At 56.1% G+C, this 18590-nt stretch carries 21 protein-coding genes and 1 riboswitch; of the genes, 19 read left to right on the top strand and 2 right to left on the bottom strand.

Annotated features, from left to right (window positions below; translation table 11 throughout):
- The first annotated feature begins 22 nt into the window (after window positions 1-22).
- The 15 genes from FLT43_RS09690 to FLT43_RS09620 all read left to right on the top strand — a co-directional run bounded on the left by FLT43_RS09690 (window position 23) and on the right by FLT43_RS09620 (window position 11592).
- Window positions 23-442: a DUF350 domain-containing protein gene (locus FLT43_RS09690; RefSeq protein WP_087445081.1), complete on the top strand. Its 420-nt coding sequence runs from the start codon at window positions 23-25 to the stop codon at window positions 440-442.
- Between the two features lie 165 nt (window positions 443-607).
- Window positions 608-1141, top strand: coding sequence for a hypothetical protein (locus FLT43_RS09685; RefSeq protein ID WP_087445082.1), 534 nt, complete (start codon window positions 608-610; stop codon window positions 1139-1141).
- Between the two features lie 82 nt (window positions 1142-1223).
- Window positions 1224-2426: an MFS transporter gene (locus tag FLT43_RS09680; RefSeq protein ID WP_087445083.1), complete on the top strand. Its 1203-nt coding sequence runs from the start codon at window positions 1224-1226 to the stop codon at window positions 2424-2426.
- A 307-nt stretch (window positions 2427-2733) separates the two neighbouring features.
- Complete coding sequence (locus FLT43_RS09675; protein WP_087445084.1) at window positions 2734-3000, top strand: hypothetical protein; 267 nt, start codon at window positions 2734-2736, stop codon at window positions 2998-3000.
- Between the two features lie 25 nt (window positions 3001-3025).
- A complete protein-coding gene (locus FLT43_RS09670) occupies window positions 3026-3478 on the top strand; it encodes a spore coat protein (RefSeq protein WP_087445085.1) in 453 nt (150 codons plus the stop codon).
- Window positions 3479-3651: 173 nt separating this feature from the next.
- Window positions 3652-4152, top strand: coding sequence for an Lrp/AsnC family transcriptional regulator (locus FLT43_RS09665; protein WP_087445086.1), 501 nt, complete (start codon window positions 3652-3654; stop codon window positions 4150-4152).
- Window positions 4153-4165: 13 nt separating this feature from the next.
- Window positions 4166-5374, top strand: a complete 1209-nt coding sequence (locus tag FLT43_RS09660) for an aminotransferase class I/II-fold pyridoxal phosphate-dependent enzyme (protein WP_087445087.1) — start codon at window positions 4166-4168, stop codon at window positions 5372-5374.
- A gap of 251 nt (window positions 5375-5625) precedes the next feature.
- A complete protein-coding gene (locus tag FLT43_RS30070) occupies window positions 5626-5784 on the top strand; it encodes an aspartyl-phosphate phosphatase Spo0E family protein (RefSeq protein ID WP_255321635.1) in 159 nt (52 codons plus the stop codon).
- Between the two features lie 99 nt (window positions 5785-5883).
- A complete protein-coding gene (locus FLT43_RS09650; protein ID WP_244194398.1) occupies window positions 5884-6432 on the top strand; it encodes a hypothetical protein in 549 nt (182 codons plus the stop codon).
- A 23-nt stretch (window positions 6433-6455) separates the two neighbouring features.
- Window positions 6456-7046 carry a bifunctional adenosylcobinamide kinase/adenosylcobinamide-phosphate guanylyltransferase gene (locus FLT43_RS09645; RefSeq protein ID WP_244194399.1) on the top strand — a complete coding sequence of 197 codons (591 nt, stop codon included), beginning with the start codon at window positions 6456-6458 and terminating at the stop codon, window positions 7044-7046.
- Window positions 7047-7129: 83 nt separating this feature from the next.
- A complete protein-coding gene (locus FLT43_RS09640) occupies window positions 7130-7720 on the top strand; it encodes a cob(I)yrinic acid a,c-diamide adenosyltransferase (protein WP_087445091.1) in 591 nt (196 codons plus the stop codon).
- Window positions 7707-8690: an RluA family pseudouridine synthase gene (locus FLT43_RS09635; RefSeq protein ID WP_087445092.1), complete on the top strand. Its 984-nt coding sequence runs from the start codon at window positions 7707-7709 to the stop codon at window positions 8688-8690. Before FLT43_RS09640 ends, FLT43_RS09635 begins: the two co-directional genes overlap by 14 nt.
- Window positions 8691-8821: 131 nt before the next feature.
- A complete protein-coding gene (locus FLT43_RS09630) occupies window positions 8822-9196 on the top strand; it encodes an arsenate reductase family protein (RefSeq protein ID WP_373994938.1) in 375 nt (124 codons plus the stop codon).
- 203 nt (window positions 9197-9399) lie between these two features.
- A complete protein-coding gene (locus tag FLT43_RS09625) occupies window positions 9400-10299 on the top strand; it encodes a 5'-3' exonuclease (protein ID WP_087445439.1) in 900 nt (299 codons plus the stop codon).
- Window positions 10300-10431: 132 nt separating this feature from the next.
- Entirely contained in the window at window positions 10432-11592 is a 1161-nt protein-coding gene (locus FLT43_RS09620; protein ID WP_087445440.1) for a phosphodiester glycosidase family protein, read from the top strand.
- Window positions 11593-11621: 29 nt separating this feature from the next.
- Here FLT43_RS09620 and FLT43_RS09615 read toward each other — a convergent pair whose 3' ends face one another.
- Complete coding sequence (locus FLT43_RS09615; RefSeq protein WP_087445094.1) at window positions 11622-11918, bottom strand: DUF3055 domain-containing protein; 297 nt, start codon at window positions 11916-11918, stop codon at window positions 11622-11624.
- A 226-nt stretch (window positions 11919-12144) separates the two neighbouring features.
- Between FLT43_RS09615 and FLT43_RS09610 the strand changes: the two genes are divergently transcribed.
- Window positions 12145-13206 carry an HRDC domain-containing protein gene (locus tag FLT43_RS09610; RefSeq protein ID WP_087445095.1) on the top strand — a complete coding sequence of 354 codons (1062 nt, stop codon included), beginning with the start codon at window positions 12145-12147 and terminating at the stop codon, window positions 13204-13206.
- A gap of 97 nt (window positions 13207-13303) precedes the next feature.
- Here the strand turns inward: FLT43_RS09610 and corA are convergent, their stop codons facing one another.
- Window positions 13304-14239, bottom strand: a complete 936-nt coding sequence (gene corA / locus FLT43_RS09605) for a magnesium/cobalt transporter CorA (RefSeq protein WP_087445096.1) — start codon at window positions 14237-14239, stop codon at window positions 13304-13306.
- Between the two features lie 504 nt (window positions 14240-14743).
- Window positions 14744-14896: riboswitch (SAM riboswitch) on the top strand.
- Between the two features lie 117 nt (window positions 14897-15013).
- Between corA and metA the strand changes: the two genes are divergently transcribed.
- From metA to FLT43_RS09590, 3 genes are read left to right on the top strand one after another with little or no spacing between them, the layout of a single operon-like run.
- Window positions 15014-15955, top strand: a complete 942-nt coding sequence (gene metA, locus FLT43_RS09600; protein WP_087445097.1) for a homoserine O-acetyltransferase MetA — start codon at window positions 15014-15016, stop codon at window positions 15953-15955.
- On the top strand, window positions 15955-17139 hold the full coding sequence (locus FLT43_RS09595) for an aminotransferase class I/II-fold pyridoxal phosphate-dependent enzyme (protein ID WP_087445098.1): 1185 nt from the start codon (window positions 15955-15957) through the stop codon (window positions 17137-17139). Before metA ends, FLT43_RS09595 begins: the two co-directional genes overlap by 1 nt.
- Window positions 17136-18320, top strand: coding sequence for a trans-sulfuration enzyme family protein (locus tag FLT43_RS09590; protein ID WP_087445099.1), 1185 nt, complete (start codon window positions 17136-17138; stop codon window positions 18318-18320). Before FLT43_RS09595 ends, FLT43_RS09590 begins: the two co-directional genes overlap by 4 nt.
- The last annotated feature ends 270 nt before the right edge of the window (window positions 18321-18590 follow it).

Here is an 18590-nt window from a genome sequence, read left to right as displayed (position 1 = left end):
TTGAGACCAAAGGGGGAGCACCGTGGAAGTCATGATTGAACAATGGCTAAGCAATCCCTATGTATCCATGATTGCTTATTTTTCCGTAGCCGTGCTGGCTTTAGTGCTGCTGCTGTCCATTTTCGAGCTTGTGACGAAATACAAGTGCTGGGATGAGATCCGCAAGGGGAATCTCAGCGTTGCCATGGCCACGTCCGGTAAAATATTCGGGATATGCAATATTTTCCGCTTCGGAATCGTGGCCAGGGATTCCTTGTATGCGTCCTTGATGTGGGCTGCGTTCGGATACGTGCTGTTGCTTGCCGCCTACTTTTTATTCGGCTTCTTGATGCCTTATTTCCGGCTGGATGAAGAGATCGAAAAGGATAACCGGGCGGTCGGACTGTTGGCGATGATTATTTCCATTTCACTGTCCTATATTATCGGGGCGAGCATCAAGTGATGCCGCCCGGCGCCGGGTTGATCTCCATGACGTCGGGGAGGGATACGGAATGAAGTATTTATGGGGCGCGCTGTTTGCGCTGGCTGCGATTTTTTTCATTATCGGGATTATTTATTGGAAGAATATGGGATGATCTCGTGTAACATACAAAAGGAGTGGAAGCCGATGAGCGAGACCGGCAAAACAATATGTCCTTGGTGCGATACGGAAATTGTGTGGGACGAGGAACTGGGCCCGGAGGAAGAATGTCCGCATTGCCATAATGAGTTGAACAATTACCGCACGCTCAATGTCGGGCTGGAGATGGAAGAAGACGAAGTGACCGCGTCCGGGGAGCGGGAAGAAGCCGGAGAGTCGGAAGAGAAGGGCTGGTCCAACTTCGGTTGGGATGATGGAGGCGTGCTGTACAGCGATACGGACACGCTTCGATACCAGGAAGGCGTGGATCAGGTCCTGCACAGCCAGGAGGAAGTGCCGGAATGCCCGCACTGCCGTGAATATATGCTGCTTACCGGGACGGAGACGGTATCCGGATCGGGCTTCAAGCCTGCCCAGCCGGAAGCGCTGGCGGCGCCATTGCTTCAGCCGCCGTTCGAGTTGAACGTCTATGTGTGCACATCCTGCTTCCAGGTATCCAAAATATTGACGGCCCCTTATCGCGAAGCGCTGATGGAAAATGTGAGAAATGCGAAAGCTTAATAAATAAGACGCCTGCTTTGGGGCAAGTTAAAAGCTGTAACCATATGGCTACCAGCTCTGAAAGCGGGGAGGGTTCACCTTCGTGAAAGCGCGTCTTGACGGCCAGTCTTTGTTGCTCTTGGTCGTATTCGGTCTATTTTCGTTGGCGAACGCCCTGTCCGGGACGTTCGTCAATGTTTTTTTATGGAAGATGAAATCGGAATTCGCCTTTATCGGCTGGTTTACTTTTACTCAACAGGCGGCTATGACCATCATGTTCTATGTTGCCGGAAAATGGGTGAAGGAAGGCAATAAAATGAATTGCCTTCGGCTTGGCATCGGCTTGTCCGCCATATTTTACGCGGCGGTTCTATGGCTCGATAAGGCCGCGGTGCAGTACATTTTCCCGCTCGGCTTGGTCCTCGGAACCGCCAGCGGAGCCTTCTGGCTGGCGTACAATGTGATTTACTTTGAAATCACAAATGCGTCCAATCGCGATTTGTTCAACGGCTGGACGGGCTTTATCGGGTCTTGCTGCGCCATGCTCGCCCCGTGGGTATCCGGGTTGCTCATCTCCGGCCTGGGAGGAGATCGGGGGTATACGCTGATTTTTACGGCTTCGCTGATCGTGTTCGTCACCGCAGGCATATTCAGCTTCTGGCTGCATCGGCGGCCGCCGGAAGGGGCGTACCGCTGGTCGCTGCCGTTTACGGCCTGGAAGCCGAAGCGAAGCCCATGGCGTGCCGCCCTGCCGGCACTGGCCGCCCAGGGAGTGCGTGAAGGCGTATACTACTTCCTGGTCGGGCTCGTCGTCTATATCACGACCACCAACGAGTTGAAGCTGGGCAACTACACGCTCATTACTTCGGCTGTCGCGCTGGTCAGCTTCTACTTTGCGGGCCGGCTGTACCGCGCTTCTTATCGTGCCGCAGGCATGATCGCGGGAACCGTGGCGATGGCGGCGGCCATTGTCCCTCTGTTTTTCCAAGTGAACTATGCAATGCTCATCCTCTTCGGCGTTATCACATCTCTATTCTCCCCGTTGTTCATCGTGCCGATGACCTCCTCCACTTTCGATATTATGGGCCGGGACGAGGAGTCGGTCAAGCAGCGGGTGGAACTGACCGTCGTCCGCGAATTCGGCTTGCTGACCGGAAGGCTGCTGGGGATCGCGGCTTTTATTGCACTCGTCAGCTGGCGGAGCGGGCAAGGTGCTATTGTCGGTTTCCTGGCCGTTACCGGAAGCGTGCCCATTCTCAGCGCCTTGTTCATGCAGCGGCTTGTGAAGCAGGGAGTGAAGCAGTAGCGAGCCGCTCTGGAACCGGATTGCCCGCTGGAATTCGTTACGAATTCCGGAGTTGACGGGCGGCATGCCGCCTTCCCAACCTATTTCGCCTGCTCGGGCCAGGACAGGGGAACAACCGGCCCGAGTCCCCTTCTCCAGCCCCTTTTGACTAGGCCGGAAGCTTCCTTCCGACTCCTTCCCGCTCATCCTGGGCTCGTTCCAGCTGCGGACATGCTCTACGAATTCGATTTACATATTTTCTCCGCCAGAGAGTCATAATACAAATGATTACCAACCATTTCACGTTTGAAAGGAGCAGAAACCAACTATGCCATACGGACAACAAACCCATCTTTCGATGAAGCCGCTATCTGCGAAAGAATTGGAATATATCGTAGATTCCATTTCCAATGAAGACTTGCTGCTGAAGCAATGCGCGGCGACGGCGGCGAGCACGAACAATGCCGCAATCCAGCAGACGCTGGTCCAGATGGTGTCAGCTCATCAGCAGCATATGAACCTGTTGGTGCAATCGCTGCAGCAGCATGCCCAGATTGCGCCGGCCCATTCTCAGCAGCAGACCCAGTCCCAATAATAAGGATCGACAGGAGGTTATGACCATGAACGGCACTTCGATGAGCGGGTTCATGCCCGAGAAAGATTTGTTACATACGATTCTCAATGACTTGAAGCGCACCTCAAGAGAATATGCGACCGGCGTAACGGAAGCGGCTTGTCCAACCGTTCGCCAGATGTTCACCGACCTGACACACAGCACCCTGCAGATGCAAGGCCAGCTCTTCAACCTGATGCAGCAGCAGAACATGTATTCCGTCGCCTCCCCGGCACTGCGGGATGAAGTCAACAAGCAGCTGCGCAATCATGAGCAGGCGATGCAGAAGGCGAACCAGTTCGTCCAGCAGAAGCTGCAAGCACAGCAGAGCTACGGCGCGGGGTACTACGGGCAGGGCGGATATCAGCAGCAAGCCCCGTACCAGCCGCAGCAACAGCAGCAAGGCTCGTACCAGACGCAGTCGTCCGGAAGCAGCCGCTACTCCGATTATCTATCCTAGCACGCCGCTATCAGCCGCTTTTCCGATTCTATGGAAGGGCGGCTGTCGTGTGTTCTGGCAACCGCGCCTGACATATGTTTGTGCTGGTGTGGATCAGCAAAAAGGTGTATCATATTGAAATATCAAATAATATATCGGCTGATTTGCAAGGCACGTCGAGGGAGGCAATGGGAATGACAGATTTAAGCTCGCTTGATATTGAAATACTCAAATTGCTGAAAGAGGACGCCCGCCGTTCCCCGGACCTAATCGCCACGATGCTGGGGGTTCAGGTGGAAGAGGTTCAATCGGCGATCGCTGAAATGGAACGAAAGCATGTTATTGTCAAATATTCGACGGTCGTGAACTGGAGCAAAGTCGATGACGAGATGGTTACGGCTCTGATTGAAGTCCAGATTACGCCGGAGCGCGGCCGCGGCTTTGAAGGGATCGCCGAACGGATCTATCTGTTCCCGCAGGTCAAGGCGGTCTACCTTATGTCGGGTTCCTATGATCTGCAGGTCGAGGTTCAAGGCAAAAGCTTGCGCGAGGTGGCGTCGTTCGTCTCGGATAAGCTGTCGCCGATCGAATCGGTGCTGTCGACCAAGACGCATTTCATTCTCAAAAAATATAAGCAAGACGGCATCATCTATGAAGAGCGCGAAGGCGATCAACGTCTCGTCGTAACCCCGTGAGAGGTGACAGGTCATGATTAAGGAAGAGGAGAAGCTGGGGACGAATCGTTCCATGCATCAATATATTAATCCGCTGGTCCGGGATATTCCGCCTTCCGGTATCCGCCGGTTCTTCGATATGGCGGTATCCAGCAAGGATATTATCACCCTAGGGGTGGGGGAGCCGGATTTCTGCACGCCTTGGCATGTGCGTGAAGCCTGCGTCTATTCATTGGAGCGGGGACGCACCAAATATACGTCCAACGCGGGAATGCCGGAGCTGCGGGAGGAAATTGCAAAATATTTGGATGATTCATTCAAAGTTGCGTATGATCCTGCCGATGAAATTATTGTAACGGTTGGCGGCTCGGAAGCGATCGATCTGGCGCTGCGGACGCTGGTCGCTCCAGGCGATGAGATTCTTATACCCGAGCCGAGCTATATCTCGTACTCGCCGATTGTCTCGATCGGCGGCGGGGTTCCGGTCGGAATCGAGACGTTCGCGAGGGATGGGTTCAAGCTCACCGCCGAAGGGCTGCAGGCGCAAATTACGCCGAAGTCGAAGGTCCTCATTCTCTGTTATCCGAGCAACCCGACAGGCGGCATCATGACCTATGAAGACTGGCTGCCGATCGCGAAGATCGTGGAGGAGAACGATCTTATTGTCATTTCCGACGAGATCTACGCCGAACTGACCTACGATCAGAAGCATGTCAGCTTCTCGTCCGTGCCGGGGATGAAGGAGCGAACGATTCTGGTAAGCGGCTTTTCGAAGGCGTTCGCGATGACTGGCTGGCGCATGGGCTATGCATGCGGCCACAAGGACCTCATTTCGGCAATGCTCAAAATCCATCAGTATACGGTCATGTGCGCCCCGATTATGGGTCAGATCGCTGCGTTGGAGGCATTGAAGCACGGGCATGAAGAGAAGGATCATATGGTCGAGTCTTACAATCAGCGGCGGCGTCTTATCGTCAAGGGGCTGCGCGACATCGGGCTTGACTGCCACGAGCCGCAGGGCGCCTTCTATGCCTTCCCTTCGATTCAATCGACAGGGCTTACTTCCGAGGAATTCGCGCATCGCCTTCTGTTCGAGGCGAAGGTGGCGGCGGTCCCAGGAGACGTATTCGGCTTAGGGGGGGAAGGCTTCATCCGCTGCTCCTATGCAACGTCGGTAGCGCAGTTGAACGAAGCGCTGGATCGAATGGGGCGTTTCCTCGACAAAATTAAGCAGGAAATGTGAAAAAAATTCAAATTGAACTAAAATGAACTAGTTTTCTTTTCCTTCATCTGGTATAATATAACATGTCTCGCTTTATTGTCCTATCAAATGGAACAGATGGACGATGATGGCGCTTCGAGGATCCAGCTGCGAAAGGAGGAAAGGGCTTGTTTTGTTCGGACTACACCTTGACGACGTATTCACGTAGTTTACTGAGAGAAGACGGATCTCATCCCAAATGGTCGGGCAAAACAAGAAACGTTTCGTCCAAAATGCTTGCTCTGGAACAGGAGATAAGGATTTTGCGTAAGCAAATGGAGCAGATGTTTCAAGAAGAGCAGTCATTTACGGCTGAAAGCATGATTGAAATCAGCAGCATGCTGGACCTGAAGATTAACGAGTACATGAAATCGCTCGGCAAGCGAACTTAGCATACCGAAGACCCTGCGGGGTCTTCTTTTTTTGCTTATGCCGTTTGTGATATAGTGGGTGATAGACGGATAGACATGCTGGAGAAAGGGGAATACATCGTGCGGAAATGGGGATGGATGGGGATGGTGCTCGCACTGGCGCTCGTGCTGGGAGGCTGCGGGTCCAAAGCGGACATATCCGTGTTCATGATGTCGACGACAACGGTGCCATCCGAATTGACCGAGGCGCTGAAGACGGAATTGAGTCAGAAATTGGAAGGGCAATTCACAGTAGACGTGTTCGCGTCGCCGATGTACAATTTGCAGAAATTATTTGTCGAATATGCAGCGGGCGATAATGGCGTGCATGTGGTGCCCGAGGAAGATGTGAAGTCGATGAGCAAGCAAGGCGGCCATATTCCGTTGGATGCTTATTTCGACAAGGACAAATATGAAGAAGGCTATTTTGACGGCATGGTGCTGGAAAAAGCGGAAAAGGGCTATATCGAGCATCAAGAAAAGCATCTATATGCACTTCCGGCTGAGAAGCTGCCGCTTCTGAACAAGCTCGGCATCAAGGAGAAGGGCTTGTTCGTCGCGATTCCGGTTCGCACGCCGAATGAGGAGCGCTCCATCCAGATCTTGAAGCTGATGGAGGAAGCGAAGTGAATGCCGGCAGATGATGCGGACGGATGGAGGGAGTCAGTGTGATTATCGGGATTACCGGAGGCCATGGCAGCGGGAAGACTTCGTTCGCGTTGTCCTATGCGTCAGGATTCGGCCGTGAAGGTCTGTACCTGTCGACGTTACATACAAGCCTTCCCGATGGTATGCCCGATTCTTCCCGTTGCCGGTGGCAGCATCTGCAGGCGGGAGAAGAGCTGCCGGGACTTCTGCATCGGATTAACGAAGAATCCAATCTGTTCCGCGCGGAACGGAGGGTCGTGGTCGTGGATAGCATCACCTCCTATCTCGCAGGCGTCCACGCACAGCTGTGGAAGAAGCGTCCGGAAGGCGATAATGAAGAATATGACGCCATATATATAGAGGAGATCGTTGCCGCCCGCAAGCGGCTGCAGGAGGCCTTGTTTGCTTTTCAGGGGAAGCTGTTCCTGATTACGAACGATCCTCCGGCTTATACGCCGTTCACGGATCCGAAGGAACAGAGCTATATTATCGAGCATGCGGCTCTCAATCGGGATCTTGCGCGCCGCAGTCATCAGTGGTTCCGGCTCGAGGCAGGGATGCCGGAGGAGGTATCGGCCAGGAGGTTCAGAGGATAATGCAGTCCCGGCGGCTGCCGAGCCGGATATGGATGATATGCTGCACCGCGCGGCGTCAGCACTTAACATAGGGAGGAAGACATATGAGAATATATACGCGGACAGGGGACGAAGGAACGACATCGCTTATCGGGGGCCGGGTGTCTAAGGATCATTTGCGGGTGGATGCCTATGGGGAACTCGATGAATTGAATTCGTTCATAGGCTGGGCGGCGGCATGCTGCCAGGGAGATGCTTATGAGGAACTCCGCAACCAACTGATCGAGATCCAGCAGGAAGTGTTCGACTGCGGATCGGATGTCGCCTATGCGGAGAAGAAGCAGGGCGAGGTTGTCTATAAGGTGCACGCGGAGCAGGTGGAACGTCTGGAAGCCTGGATCGACGAGCATAATGCGCACACCGAAGCGATCCGGAAGTTCATTTTGCCGGGAGGCAGCGAAGCCGCTTCGGCGCTTCATGTGTGCCGGACGGTATGCCGCCGCGCCGAACGCCGTCTCGTGACGCTGGCCCGGGAAGAAACAGTGCACACGCAAGTGATGAAATATGTGAATCGGCTCTCGGATTACTTCTTCGTTGCCGCCCGCCGGGCCAATGCGATTGCTTCGGTTCCGGATGAAGAATATGTGCGGAGCGCGGAAGTCTTCCGCCGCAGATCCCGTCATGACGGAGCCTAACGGACGGAAGCTTGCCGCGGAGCTCGAATATGTTGTTCCGGAAGGCGACGAAGGGATTCAACTGCGGGCCGTGCTGCGCTCGCGTCTGAATCTGTCGCGCCGACTGCTGACCCGGCTGAAGACGATGGAAGCGGCCATTACGGTGAATGGGCTGACGGAGCGAAGCGGCAGGCCGCTTAGTGTACGAGAGCGTCTCCATGCGGGAGATGTCGTTCATGTCCGGATCGAGGAGGAGACGGTTGAATCGATACCGCCCGAGCCGATCCCGATTGATATCGTGTACGAAGACGACGATATTCTGGTGCTGAACAAGCCAGCGGGGATCGTCGTCCATCCGACGAAGGGATACCCGGAAGGGACGCTGGCGAACGGGGTTGTGCACTACTGGCGCGCCAAGGGGGAGCTGACCCGATTCCGGCCGGCTAACCGGCTCGATCAGGAGACCTCCGGCCTGCTCATCGTCGCGAAGCATGGCCATGCCCATCATCAGCTGGCGGATCAGATGCAGACGGATGACATCTGGAAAGGGTATGAGGCGTTCGTCTACGGCGTCCCTTCGCCGCAGGAGGGCACGATCCGGGCTCCGATTGACCGGGACAAGACGGAGCCTCATTTGCGTGTCGTGACGGAGGACGGCTATGATTCGATTACCCATTACCGGGTGCTGGAGACGTACGGAGAGGAAGCGTCCCTCGTATCCTGCCGCTTGGAGACGGGGCGGACGCATCAGATTCGCGTCCATATGAAGCATATGGGATGCCCCCTGCTGGGGGACAAGTTCTACGGCGTCGGGCAGGCGGCCTCGCCATGGCTCGCTGGAACGCTGGAGCCGCTGACCCGGCATGCGCTGCATGCGGCCGAGCTGCGGTTCAAGCACCCGATGACAGGGGAGCCGATGCATTTCACGGCTCCGCTGCCGGATGATCTGCTGGCGCTGCGGGAGCGCCTGTTGCGTGGGCAGCAGCAGTGACGGTTACTGAGCCAACGTGGCGCCGGGACGCTGACGCCGCGATTCGCCCAAGGAGAACGGACAGGACAGTAGGCACAACGGCAAGCGCGGGCTTGCACTAAGTGGAACGGACAAGGAAGGAGTTGGAGCAAGTGAAGGTAACGGTCTATCAATATGCCAAATGCGGCACATGCCGCAAAGCGATTCAATGGCTGAAGGAGCAGGGGCTCGAGCTGGATCTGGTGCCGATCGTGGAACAGCCGCCGAGCGAGCGGGAGCTGGAGGAGATGATTGAGCGGAGCGGCCTGGAGCTGAAAAAGTGGTTCAATACGAGCGGGGAAGTCTATAAGGAACTGAAGCTGAAGGACAAGCTGCCTCAGATGAGCCGTGAGGAGCAGATCAAGCTGCTTGCCTCGAACGGCAAGCTCATTAAGCGTCCTGTCGTTACGGACGGGAAGCGGGTCACGGTCGGCTTCCGTGAAGACAACTACCGCGATATGTGGACGACTGCGGCCAAGCACGACTGACAGCTCCGGCGGAAATGGCTGACAGATCCCGCGGGAATGGCTGACAGCTTCGATGAGCATGGCTTGCAGTGCTCCGGCCAGCTTGCCAGCTTGGGCCGTGGGGCACTAGCGGAAGTCTATGTATGCTATAATGGATAGCAGTGTCAGCAGAATAGAAAAATAGAAATTCTGTCATGAAAAGTTAGGAATGGGGGACATGAATGATGTGGGATACGGACACGATGTCCGAACCGGCCGAGCCGCGCATGCTGCTGGTAGACGGGATGGCTCTGCTCTTCCGCGCGTATTACGCCACCGCATACGGCGGGTCGATCCGCCGCATGAAGGACGGCACGCCGACGAATGCAATCTATGGATTCATGCGTTATTTCTGGGATGCGGTCAAGCGGTTCGAGCCGACGCATATCGCCTGCTGCTGGGACCTGGGGAGCAAGACGTTCCGGGCGGAGCAGTTCGATCAATATAAGGCGAACCGGGCCGAATGCCCCGACGATCTGGTGCCGCAGTTTCAATTAATCCGCGACGTCATGGACAGCTTCCAGATTCCGAATGTGTCCGCCGAAGGCTACGAGGCCGATGATTGCATCGGCACGCTGTCGCGGCTGTTCCGGGATGAGATGGAAGTATATGTATTGACAGGCGACCATGACATGCTTCAATTGGTGCATGAACGGACCCGCGTCGTCATCATGAAGAAGGGACAAGGCAATTATGCCGTCTATTGCCCTGAGACTCTGATGGAAGAGAAGCAGCTTACACCGGAGCAGATTATCGACGTGAAGGGACTGATGGGCGATCCGTCGGACAACTATCCGGGCGTCCGCGGAATCGGCGAGAAGACGGCCCTCAAGCTAATTCAGCAATATTCGTCGATAGACGGAATTCTTGCCAATATGAGCGCGCTTCCGGCAGGCGTCCGCACCAAGATCGAGACGGATCTGGAGATGCTCCATCTGTCGCGGCGGCTGGCGCGGATCCATTGCGACGCGCCGGTCGTGTGCGCAGCCGGTCAATGTATGTTCCAACCGCAGCGGGATGCGGTCGCGGCCATGTTCGAGCAGCTTGAGATGACAAGCATTCTTCGTCTGATCGAGACGGCCTAACGATCTGGCTTTCCGCTGCCGATACAGTATATATCGAGATACGCATCGAATGACTAGAAGACCCTATCCTCCCTGTATCCGGCAATCCTTCATGGGGAGAGATAGGGTCGAATTGTTGGGGGAATGAGAGAGTTGAATCAGGACAATGTATGCCGGGCTCCTTCCGAACGCCGTGCCAGCCGATGGCGTTGCTGCCTTGCGGGCCTGATCGCATTCGGCCTGTTATGGGCATGGACGCCGGGAGCGGACGTGCATGAAGGCCGCTCCCCGGCGCCAGGCGTCGTCGTCGCGGCAGGCAAGCCCGTGAAGAAGGTGAGCACTTCGGTGAAGCGGGTCTCCCTCGGCGGCAAAATCTTCCGCGTGACGACCGTGCGCGTGCCGAAAGGAATGCAGCCGCATGTCTCCTTCGGCAAGGACCGCTTCGGCACGACCGCGACGATGACCCGCACCGCGAAGCGGACCGGGGCCAAAGCGGCGGTGAACGGGACGTACTTCGAGGCGTATGGCGGCCGGCCCGAGCCGTATGGCACCATTATCAATCGCGGGCGGGTCGAGCATACAAGCAATTACGGCACGGCCATCGGCTTCCGTCAGGACGGGCGGGCCGTAATGGACAGCCTGCGCATCGAGATTAGCGGTCAAGTGACGAACGCGGCCACCGAACGCACTTCGTCATGGTATGCCTATTTCGTCAATCGGACGCCGAAGCGGGACGGCAGCGCGGCCGTATTGTACACGCCGCTGCGCGGCAATTCGCTTGGCTTCGCCTATGGCCGGGTCGTCGTCGTTCGCGGCGGCGTCGTGAAGAAGGTGACGGCGGGCCGCAACGTGGCCATCCCGAAGGACGGATATGTGCTTGTGTTCACGGGGACGGAGAAGTCGATGGCCGATCGGTTCCATGTCGGGGATCAAGTCTCGATGTCGATTCGTTACACGGATCGGCTGGGCCGTCCGATCGATTGGGACGACGTGCAGGTGGCGCTGGGCGGCGGCCCGCGGCTCGTGAAGGATGGCAAGGTGGCATTGAATCCGCGGGCGGAAGGATTCAAAGAGGACAAAATATTGTCCAAGTCGGCGATGCGGAGCGGAATCGGCATCCTGCCCGACGGATCGATACTGTTGGCGACGGTTCCATCCGCGACGATGAAGCAGTGGGCAGAAATATGGAAGAAGATGGGCGCCGTGCAAGCGATGAATCTGGACGGCGGCGCTTCCTCCGGGTTGATCGCCAACGGCAGGGTCGTGACCAGACCGGGACGGGAGCTGAGCAATGTGCTCTGGTTCTCCGAGTAAGCTCGTGCCCGGCCATCGCAGAATCCGAATCAGTCGGTAAAATGCGCCGCGCCGACGACGAGGGACAGGAATTGGCGGAGATCGGCGGCCTCTTCATCCGTTAACCGGTAGAAGTGCTCAAGATAGCCTTCCTCCTCCAGATCGTCCTGTCCGAGAATGGCGGTCAGGCCGCTCTGCAGATCGGTGACGAGCGTCTTGCCATAGAAGCGGGTGGTCGCGGTTAGCGCGAGATCGAAGCGGCGCATGCTGCCGCCGATGAACGTAACGAACCTCGTGGATGTCGCTTCGGTGTGATCGGCCAAAAAATCGAGTTCATGTGCACTCATGGGACGAGCCTCCTTGTATCGGTAACGCTATCATTATACCGCACGCTCGCGAAAAGGCCATAATTAATTGACAGATTCTGCAATCATGCTATAATCTAATATAAACTCATAACTAGGACGAGGAAGCACCTCTTCATGATGCGCAAGCCGCATGGGAAGAGGTGCTTTCTTTTTTATGCCTTTAGGTATGGGTGGCATTGAGAAGCGAGAAGGAGGAAGGTAGATCATGCAGGTTGTATGGATGGTGCGATTGGAGCGAGGCATGGAGGAGGAGGGGAGCGAGAAGCGCCTGAAGCGTGGCGGCAAGCGGAAGGAAGACTCGTACACGGCTCCCTTCGGGCTCCTGACGGCAGGCGAGGAGCAGGGCCAATGGATGGTGCTGTGGGAGGCCGAAGGAGCAGAGCCGGAGATCTGGTTCGAAGGCGGCGATTGGGCCGAGATGCGGGCATCGCTGCGGCGGGGCATGGCACGGCTCATGAGCGCAGGCTACCGGCTGTCGCTCGGCTTCGTTCCGGAGGTGGACATTCATGAGCGCCGCATGCGGGAGCAGCAGGAGTGGATCGCCTGCTATGCCGATCTCCATCCGAATGCGGAAGTGTACGATCGGCTGGCCCAATGGCGCAGGGAAGCGGCCACGAGGCTCAGACGCGCTCCTTACTGGATTGCGTCGAACCGGATGCTTCGCATGGTCAGCGCCTATTTGCCGCAGCAGTTGGAGGAGTTGGAGCAGATACCCGGCTTCGGCGTCGTGAAGGTCCGTGACTTCGGCGAAGAGATTATTCAGATCGCGAAGCAGTATGCCCGCACGACGGATTTCCCGCTGGATTGGGTGGCGGACGCCGTGAGCGAACCTGAATTCGCCAGATGGGTCTATGCGGAATGGGAAGCGAAGCAGGCAAATGAACTGGCCAAAATATCGGAGCGCCGTCTGTTGATGGAAGGGCTGCAGCAAGGGATGGGGATCGAGCAGCTGATGGATCGGCTGCAGGTGGATCGGCGCGAATTAATTATGCGCATCGAGAAGATTACGAAGGAAGGCGGCGCGATCGAAGGGCTGGCCGAGGAGGAGTTGGCTTCCATGCCTCCCGTCGAGCGCGAAGCGGTCGAGTCCGCCCTCATTGAACTGGGGGACGAGTACATCAAGCCGATCTATATTAAGGCATTCGGCGAAGCGGCGCTGGAGCTGCCGGCTCCCGAGCTCCAGACCAATTATGAACGAATTCGCCTCCTCCGGCTTCTGCACCGCAGACGGAAGAACCGGGAGGCGCGGCAGGCGAAGGCGGGTTAATCCGAGGGAAGCATGAACAAGCCCGCATCCCTTGGAGCGGGAGGCGGGCTTGCGCTTTATCGTGCGTATGTGTATAAGGACGGATTTCGGAATCTGTTTAGATCCAGTCTTTTTTGCGGAACAGGTAGAACATCAGGGCCCCGAGTATGAGCATAAAGCCGATAATATAGATCGACCCGTATCCCCATGACATGAATGGTATAAACTCAAAGTTCATGCCGTAAATGCCGGTAATAAGCGTCAGCGGCATGAAGATCGTCGTAATCGCGGTAAATACGCGCATAATATCATTCGCGCGGTTGGCGATGCTGAGCTGATACGATTCCCGCAAGTTGCCCATCAGGTCGCGGAATGTCTCGAACGTCTCGGAGACTTTGACCGCATTTTCATAGATATCCCGGAAGTACTTCTGCAGATCGTCATCGATCAGCCGGAGATCCTTCCGGTACAGGACGATCAGTACTTCTTTTTGCGGGGCCAGCCCTTTCTTCAGCCACAGAATCTCGCTGCGAAGACTGATGATCGCGTTCAAATGGGCTTTCTTGGCGCTGACGATCAGCTCTTCCTCCAAGGTGTCAATCTTGGCTTCGATTCGATCGGCTACCGAGAAGTAATTATCCACCAAGATATCGATTAAGTGGTACAGCATGCGGTCGGCCGCGCTTACCTGCTGCTCCCACAGCATCGGCTTGACCATCCGCAATTCATTGATTTTCTGCTTCGTGACGGTGATGATGTAGTGCTTGCCGAGGAATATGTTCAAGGCCCGCAGGAATATTTCCTCATCGTCGAACCGGATGCTGTTCAGAACGATGAAATAATGATTTTCATAGATTTCGATTTTGGGCCGCTGCTCTTCCTCGCTCATGCAGTCCTCGACCGCGAGATCATGAATGGAGAACAAAGGCTGCAGCTCGACCAAATCTTCAAGATCGGCATCTAACCAATAGAAGCCGCTCTCCGGCGGAGTCAGTGTCATCTGTATGTCATCCACCGGCGTAAAGACGCCTTCGTTAACTAGACGGATTTTCATTGCTCTCTCCCCTTCGGCCGCATGTCGGATGCGGCAGCTTGCTTCGTCTGTTCAGACGATTCGCGCAGGGAAGATGCAGATGAGGGCCGTTCACCCCAGGGCACGGCAGCTAATCGCGCATGATGCTCGGGGATGGGCATAATGACAGAACGCGACAGCCGTCAAGCTGCACGGGGTCCCGCCGAATCGCCTTATTCGGTTGTCCGTTCGTACCTCGGCATTGCCTCGGGTCGCCATCCATCCGAAATTCACCCCAATTGAAATGATTTACGATAATCTTCGAACGCTTTATGACAACAGTGCCGCTCAAGCACCAGTTTAGTATACCGCTCGGCACGTCCTTTTTTCAAGAAAAAATCGGCTTGCTGCAACGTGCATGGAATACGATATGCGGGAAGGAGCAAAAGGTGATTTTCCTCTTGACTTATTGCTTGACTTAGCTTTAAATTATTACAAAGTCCTATTCGGCTTCACAGGACTGCAATCGAATATGCAATGTTAGCAATCTTATCAAGAGCAGGTGGAGGGACAAGCCCGATGAAACCCGGCAACCGGCAGATGCGCAGAACCGTTCTTGCATGTTAAGGACGTATCTGCGGCGCGCACGGTGCTAATTCTTGCGGTAGCGGTCAGAAGACTGCTGCTGACAGATGAGAGAGGCGCATGATTTAGGCTATGCATAACCTTTCTCGAATGTCGGGAAAGGTTTTTTTGTACCCTCATACCGCAAGCGACAACCAATCTATGATGGATTTTATGAAGGAGGAGAGCGTCATGCCGATTAAGATTCCCGATCATTTGCCGGCCAAAGAAATATTGTTTCAGGAGAATATATTCGTGATGGACGAAACCCGCGCGTATCACCAAGATATCCGTCCCTTGCGAATTGTCATCCTGAATCTGATGCCGACGAAAGAAACGACCGAGACGCAACTGCTGCGACTCATTGGCAATACGCCGCTGCAAGTGGATGTGACGCTGCTTCATCCAGCGACGCACACGTCCAAAAATACATCCGCTGAACATTTATCTGCATTCTATAAGACATTCGATGAAATCGAGGAACAGCAATTCGACGGCATGATTATTACGGGGGCGCCGGTTGAACAGATGGACTTCGAGGAAGTGACCTATTGGAGCGAGCTATGCCGCATTATGGAATGGTCTTCCGCAAATGTGACGTCCACGTTCCATATTTGCTGGGCTTCCCAGGCTGGATTATACTTCCATTACGGCATTCCGAAATATCCGCTCGAACGCAAAATTTTCGGCGTGTATCCGCATTGTACGACCTTGGACAATGTGAAGCTGACGCGAGGCTTCGATGACGTGTTCCTCGTGCCTCAGTCCCGGCATACGGAGGTTCGCCGCGAGGACGTGGAACGCGTCCCGGAGCTGGATATTCTCGCCGAGTCAGATGAGGCGGGCGTATATCTCGCGGCCACGCGGGACGGAAAGCATATCTTCGTGACAGGTCATTCCGAGTACGACCCATGCACGTTGAAATGGGAATATGATCGGGATACCGCCAAAGGGATGGAGATGGAGCTGCCGGTCAATTACTTCCCGAACAACGATCCGTCACGCCAGCCGCGTTCGTCGTGGCGCGCGCACGCCAATCTGTTGTTCTCGAACTGGCTGAACTACTATGTCTATCAGGAAACGCCGTACGAACTGGGCAGAGCCGTATTGCGTAAGGAAGGGGCCAACGCATAATGGTGGAGCGCAACGAAGCCGATTACCGCATAGAAAGCCGTCTTGCTCAGATCGGGTCGGTTAACGATCCGGCCACAGGATCCGTTAATTATCCGATTTACCAGGCTACCGCCTATCGTCATCCGAGATTGGGACAGAGCACGGGCTTCGATTATATCCGGACGAAGAATCCGACGCGCACGGTGCTGGAGGAAGCGGCAGCCGCCCTAGAGCAGGGCGATGCCGGCTTCGCCTGCAGCTCGGGCATGGCCGCGATACAGACGGTGTTCGCCAAATTCGGGCAAGGCGATCATCTGATCGTGTCGCTCGATCTGTACGGCGGGACGTACCGTCTGCTGGAGCGGATATGGTCCCGCTGCGGGGTCACCGCAACCTATGTCGACACGAATGATCTGGATGCGCTGGAGTCGTCCCGCACGCCGCAGACGAAGGCGGTCTTCATCGAGACGCCGACCAATCCGCTGATGATGATTACGGATATTGAGCGGGTGGCGGCCTGGGCGAATAAGCACGGCCTGCTGACGATTGTGGACAATACGCTGCTGACGCCATTCTTCCAGCGTCCTCTGGAGCTTGGAGCGGACATTGTCGTACATAGTGCGACGAAGTATCTCGGCGGCCACAACGATGTGCTGGCGGGTCTTATCGTGACCAAGGGCAGCGAGTTGTCGGAGGAGATGGCTTTCCTCCACAACTCGATCGGCGCTGTGCTGAGCCCGTCGGATTCGTACCAGCTGATGCGGGGCATGAAGACACTGGCGCTGCGGATGGAGCGTCATGAATACAATGCGACCCGCCTCGCGGAATGGCTGCTGGAGCACCCGGCTGTCGAAGCGGTCTATTATCCCGGTCTGGCCGATCATCCGGGCTGCGAGATTCAACGTCGCCAGTCTTCCGGCAACACCGGCATCTTCTCCTTCCGCTTGAAGAATGCGCGCTATGTCGATCCGATTCTGCGCCATCTGAAGCTGATCGCGTTCGCGGAGAGCCTGGGCGGCGTCGAGTCGCTGATGACCTATCCGGCGGTGCAGACTCACGCCGATATCCCGGCGGAGATTCGGGACCGGATCGGGGTGGACGATCGGCTGCTGCGCTTCTCCGTCGGCATTGAGCATGTCGACGACCTGATCGAAGATCTGGCGCAAGCGCTGGAAGCTGCCCGGTTGGAGGTGGAGCAGGGATGAGCGAATCAGACAAAGAGAAGCCGGAGTTGAAGCAAGGACAGGCGCTCGATTTTACAACGAAGCTGATTCATTTCGGCGGGGAAAGCGACAAGACGACGGGCGCGTCTAGCGTGCCGATTTATCAGGCGACGACGTTCCATCATCACGATATTTACGACCCGCCGGAATTCGATTACTCGCGCTCGGGCAATCCGACCCGGCAGGCCTTGGAGGATCATATCGCCGTGCTGGAAGGGGGAACGAACGGATACGCGTTCGCTTCTGGGATGGCGGCGATCTCCTCCGCCTTCCTGCTCTTCTCCGCAGGCGATCATATTATCGTAACCGAGGATGTATACGGTGGAACCTACCGTCTGCTGACGACGATTCTGAACCGGCTTAAGATCGAATCGACCTTCGTCGACATGACCGATATCGATCAGGTGAAGGCAGCGCTGCGTCCGAATACGAAGGCGGTCTATATGGAGACACCGTCCAACCCGACCCTCAAAATTACCGACATTGCGGAGGTATGCGGCTGGGCGAAGGAGCACGGCTTGCTGACGCTCCTGGACAACACGTTCATGACGCCGTATCATCAGCTGCCGATCGCCCACGGGGTGGACATTGTGCTCCACAGCGCGACGAAGTTCCTGAGCGGACACAGCGACGTGCTGGCCGGTCTGATTGTGACGGCGACCGAGGAGCTGGGCGCGCGCATCAAGCAGCTTCAGAACGGCCTTGGCACGGTGCTTGGCGTGCAGGACAGCTGGCTGCTCATGCGCGGAATGAAGACGTTGGGGGCACGGATGAGCCACAGCGAGCAGAGCGCCCGCCGCTTGGCGGCCTGGCTGCAGGAACGAAGCGACATCAGCCGGGTCTATTATCCCGGCCTGGCGGATCATCCGCGCCGCACCGTTCACGAGAAGCAGTCCGCGGGCTATGGCGCGGTCGTCTCGTTCGATGTCGGCTCCGGCGAACGGGCGAAGCGGGTGCTGAACCAGGTGAAGCTTCCGCTGGTCGCGGTCAGCCTCGGCGCGGTGGAAAGCATCCTGTCCTATCCGGCGATGATGTCGCATGCCTCGATGCCGGGACAGGTTCGGCTGGAGCGCGGCATCACGGACGGGTTGCTGCGGTTCTCGGCCGGACTGGAGCATATCGACGATCTGCTCCAGGATCTGGATCAAGCGTTGAACCGCTAGCCGGGCGCTCGCTTCTTCATTTTTCCTTATATATACGGCATTATGCCCTCTTCAGCGGTAAGATCCGGCCATGTTGTGCGCCTGCTTTCGCTGGAGAGGGTGCTGTTTTTTCGCCCATAATTGTGGTACGATTATGAAGTCATTGACATGAATGGCCAAAGTGCTCTATCGGGCAACGGCCGCATGTCGGGAGCTGATATCGAATGACTTGCGAATAGAGGAGCATCCTGCTGGATGCATCCGCTTCGTGCTGCATGTACGCTCATACAG

It is taken from the genome of Paenibacillus thiaminolyticus (assembly GCF_007066085.1).
GTDB classification, from domain to species: domain Bacteria; phylum Bacillota; class Bacilli; order Paenibacillales; family Paenibacillaceae; genus Paenibacillus_B; species Paenibacillus_B thiaminolyticus.
The sequence above is the reverse complement of the archived record's forward strand: the minus strand, read 5'-3'. Positions and strand labels throughout refer to the sequence as shown.